Origin of the sequence: Streptomyces sp. NPDC001902 (assembly GCF_042891295.1) — a bacterium.
Classification (GTDB): Bacteria; Actinomycetota; Actinomycetes; order Streptomycetales; family Streptomycetaceae; genus Actinacidiphila.
On record NZ_JBIATA010000057.1, the window covers coordinates 1871 to 5129 of the forward strand.

A 3259-nucleotide genomic window follows, 5' to 3' on the forward strand; every position below is an offset into this window, starting at 1 on the left:
GTGCCGGGCGCGCTGTTGGGTCCTGAGGGCACGGAAGTGTTCTCGGTTGTGGACCGGACTCGATGAATCCTGCTGGTAGTGGGTGGAGTTGGGTGACGGGTCGTTGTTTGAGAACTGCATAGTGGACGCGAGCATCTGTGGCCAAGTTTTTAAGGGCGCACGGTGGATGCCTTGGCACCAGGAACCGATGAAGGACGTGGGAGGCCACGATAGGCCCCGGGGAGCTGTCAACCGAGCTTTGATCCGGGGGTGTCCGAATGGGGAAACCCGGCAGTCGTCATGGGCTGTCACCCGCTGCTGAACACATAGGCAGTGTGGAGGGAACGCGGGGAAGTGAAACATCTCAGTACCCGCAGGAAGAGAAAACAACCGTGATTCCGGGAGTAGTGGCGAGCGAAACCGGATGAGGCCAAACCGTATGCGTGTGATACCCGGCAGGGGTTGCGCATGTGGGGTTGTGGGATCGTACTTCAGTCGTCTGCCGGCGGCTGGGCGAGTCAGAAACCGTTGATGTAGGCGAAGGACATGCGAAAGGTCCGGCGTAGAGGGTAAGACCCCCGTAGCTGAAACATTAGCGGCTTGCTTGTACGACACCCAAGTAGCACGGGGCCCGAGAAATCCCGTGTGAATCTGGCGGGACCACCCGCTAAGCCTAAATATTCCCTGGTGACCGATAGCGGATAGTACCGTGAGGGAATGGTGAAAAGTACCGCGGGAGCGGAGTGAAATAGTACCTGAAACCGTGTGCCTACAAGCCGTGGGAGCGTCGGACATCAGCTTGCTGGTGTCTCGTGACTGCGTGCCTTTTGAAGAATGAGCCTGCGAGTTTGCGGTGTGTGGCGAGGTTAACCCGTGTGGGGTAGCCGTAGCGAAAGCGAGTCCGAATAGGGCGATTCAGTCGCACGCCCAAGACCCGAAGCGGAGTGATCTAGCCATGGGCAGGTTGAAGCGTGGGTAAGACCGCGTGGAGGACCGAACCCACCAGGGTTGAAAACCTGGGGGATGACCTGTGGTTAGGGGTGAAAGGCCAATCAAACTCCGTGATAGCTGGTTCTCCCCGAAATGCATTTAGGTGCAGCGTCGTGTGTTTCTTGCCGGAGGTAGAGCACTGGATAGGCGATGGGCCCTACCGGGTTACTGACCTTAGCCAAACTCCGAATGCCGGTAAGTGAGAGCGCGGCAGTGAGACTGCGGGGGATAAGCTCCGTGGTCGAGAGGGAAACAGCCCAGAGCATCGACTAAGGCCCCTAAGCGTACGCTAAGTGGGAAAGGATGTGGAGTCGCACAGACAACCAGGAGGTTGGCTTAGAAGCAGCCACCCTTGAAAGAGTGCGTAATAGCTCACTGGTCAAGTGATTCCGCGCCGACAATGTAGCGGGGCTCAAGCGTACCGCCGAAGTCGTGTCATTGCAGCAATACTCCCAACGGAGGCTGTGATGGGTAGGGGAGCGTCGTGTGCCGGGTGAAGCGGCCCTGGAAGGGAGTCGTGGACGGTTCACGAGTGAGAATGCAGGCATGAGTAGCGATACAAGAGTGGGAAACTCTTGCGCCGATTGACTAAGGGTTCCTGGGTCAAGCTGATCTGCCCAGGGTAAGTCGGGACCTAAGGCGAGGCCGACAGGCGTAGTCGATGGACAACCGGTTGATATTCCGGTACCCGCTTTGAAGCGCCAGCGCTGAATCTGGTGATGCTAAGGCCGTGAAGCCGCCCTTGATCTCTTCGGAGTGATGGGGAGTGGTGGAGCCGCTGAACCTATCCAGTAGTAGGTGAGCGATGGGGTGACGCAGGAAGGTAGTCCAGCCCGGGCGGTGGTTGTCCCGGGGTAAGGGTGTAGGCCGAGTGGTAGGCAAATCCGCCACTCTTTGAGGCTGAGACCTGATGCCGAGCCGATTGTGGTGAAGTGGATGATCCTATGCTGTCGAGAAAAGCCTCTAGCGAGTTTCATGGCGGCCCGTACCCTAAACCGACTCAGGTGGTCAGGTAGAGAATACCGAGGCGTTCGGGTGAACTGTGGTTAAGGAACTCGGCAAAATGCCCCCGTAACTTCGGGAGAAGGGGGGCCATTGCTGGTGAGGGGACTTGCTCCCTGAGCTGGTGGTGGCCGCAGAGACCAGCGAGAAGCGACTGTTTACTAAAAACACAGGTCCGTGCGAAGCCGTAAGGCGATGTATACGGACTGACGCCTGCCCGGTGCTGGAACGTTAAGGGGACCGGTTAGCTCCATTTCGGTGGGGCGAAGCTGAGAACTTAAGCGCCAGTAAACGGCGGTGGTAACTATAACCATCCTAAGGTAGCGAAATTCCTTGTCGGGTAAGTTCCGACCTGCACGAATGGCGTAACGACTTCTCGACTGTCTCAACCACAGGCCCGGTGAAATTGCACTACGAGTAAAGATGCTCGTTTCGCGCAGCAGGACGGAAAGACCCCGGGACCTTTACTACAGCTTGATATTGGTGTTCGGTTCGGCTTGTGTAGGATAGGTGGGAGACTTTGAAGCAGTGGCGCCAGCCATTGTGGAGTCGTCGTTGAAATACCACTCTGGTCGTGCTGGATGTCTAACCTCGGTCCGTGATCCGGATCAGGGACAGTGTCTGGTGGGTAGTTTAACTGGGGCGGTTGCCTCCTAAAGAGTAACGGAGGCGCCCAAAGGTTCCCTCAGCCTGGTTGGCAATCAGGTGTTGAGTGTAAGTGCACAAGGGAGCTTGACTGTGAGACTGACGGGTCGAGCAGGTACGAAAGTAGGGACTAGTGATCCGGCGGTGGCTTGTGGAAGCGCCGTCGCTCAACGGATAAAAGGTACCCCGGGGATAACAGGCTGATCTTCCCCAAGAGTCCATATCGACGGGATGGTTTGGCACCTCGATGTCGGCTCGTCGCATCCTGGGGCTGGAGTCGGTCCCAAGGGTTGGGCTGTTCGCCCATTAAAGCGGTACGCGAGCTGGGTTTAGAACGTCGTGAGACAGTTCGGTCCCTATCCGCTGTGCGCGTAGGAGTCTTGAGAAGGGCTGTCCCTAGTACGAGAGGACCGGGACGGACGAACCTCTGGTGTGCCAGTTGTCCTGCCAAGGGCATGGCTGGTTGGCTACGTTCGGGAGGGATAACCGCTGAAAGCATCTAAGCGGGAAGCCTGCTTCGAGATGAGGACTCCCACCCCCTTGAGGGGTTAAGGCTCCCAGTAGACGACTGGGTTGATAGGCCGGATGTGGAAGCCCAGTAATGGGTGGAGCTGACCGGTACTAATAAGCCGAGGGCTTGTCC

General features: G+C 57.6%; 1 rRNA gene. It reads left to right on the forward strand.

The annotated features are described in order from the left end of the window. Positions 1-139: 139 nt before the first annotated feature. Positions 140-3259, forward strand: a 23S ribosomal RNA gene (locus ACFYYN_RS43230); the annotation flags it as partial.